Source organism: Catellatospora sp. KI3, from assembly GCF_029948125.1.
Classification (GTDB): Bacteria; Actinomycetota; Actinomycetes; order Mycobacteriales; family Micromonosporaceae; genus Catellatospora.
The window spans coordinates 1-1,303 of the sequence record NZ_JASAMB010000062.1 but is presented as its reverse complement, the minus strand read 5'-3'; the positions used below and the strand labels follow the sequence as shown (position 1 = coordinate 1,303).

Sequence of the window (1,303 nt, the reverse complement as noted above, 5' to 3'; positions counted from 1 at the left end):
GTAGAGCTGTCGGGCGAGGTAGCGCTTGAGGCAGCGGTTGATGTCGGGCAGTGTGCGGCCCTCGGCGGTGCGGCGGGTGACGTAGTCGCGGGTGGGTTGGTGGGTGCGGCGCCGGGTCAGGGCGATGGTGTGGAGTGCGGCGTTGGCGGTGCGGTCGCCGCCCCGGTTGAGGCGCATGCGGTTGGTGCGTCCGGAGCTGGCGGGGATGGGGCTGGCGCCGCAGAGGGCGGCGAAGGCGGCTTCGGAGCGGACGCGGCCGTGGTGGGACCAGGTGGTGAGCAGGGTCGCGGCGGTGACGGGACCGACACCGGGTTGCTCGAGCAGGGCCGGGCACACGTGGGTGACGATGGTGTGCAGGTCGCGGTAGTTGGCGCCCAGTAGCGCGTCGGTGGCGGTGATCGCGGTGGCCAGTGCGTGTAGTTGCTGGTAGCGGACCCGGGTCTGGGTGTCGGTGCCGGTGGCCGGTTCGAGGGCGGCCAGGGCGCGGACCTGTGCGCGGGTGGGTAGGCGGCGCAACTGGTCGCGCAGTGCGTCGTCGGCGGTGAGGATCAGGGCTTTGAGCAGGTTGACGGTGGCGGTCCGCTGCTGGGTGTGGTGGCGGCGGCAGGTCAGCAGGACCCGCAGGGCTTCACGGTCGCCGTCGGCGCGTGGGATCGCGGTCTTGTCGAGGGGGGTGGCCAGGACGGTCCGGGCTGCGGCGACGGCGTCGAGGGTGTCGGACTTGCCGCCCCGGCGACGACGTGCGGCTGGTGGCGGTGGGGCGTGCAGGACGGTGTGTCCGGCGGCGGTCAGGGCGCGGGTGAGTCCGTGGCCGTGGGAGCGGGTGCCCTCGACCGCCCACCAGGCTCCGGGGGCGTGCTCTGCGGCCCAGGCCAGCAACCGGCTGATACCGGGCGGGTCGGCGGTGACGGTGGTCTGGGCGATGACCGCACCGGCCGCGGTGACCACGGCGTCTGTGTGGGTGTCGGTGTGGGTGTCCACCCCGATGACGGCGGTGGTCTGATCTGCCACGATGGGCATGCGGGCCTGCCTTTCGAGTCGACGGTCCGTACGGCGTCGGCCCGGGTAGAGGTCACCGCGGACGGCAGATCTGTGATGAGTCACGCCCCTGCGATGGGCGGACAGGCTTCTGATCAGGCCAGACCGGGTGGGCCGGGCTGACGCCGGCGACCGCCCGGGGACAGGTCATCGCGGATGGCACGCATACCAGCGGCCAGATCGCTGTGGAGTCACCCGGAAGTTCGCCAGCGTCGAACCCTAGGCGCACGAACCCGAGCCCGCACGCCAACACATAGAAGCGTCA

1 protein-coding gene is annotated in these 1,303 nt (G+C 72.4%); it reads right to left on the bottom strand.

The features are described 5' to 3' along the window. On the bottom strand, positions 1-1,020 hold a 1,020-nt coding region (locus tag QEZ54_RS36185; protein ID WP_281309303.1), incomplete at its 3' end, for an IS110 family transposase. Positions 1,021-1,303: the final 283 nt, after the last annotated feature.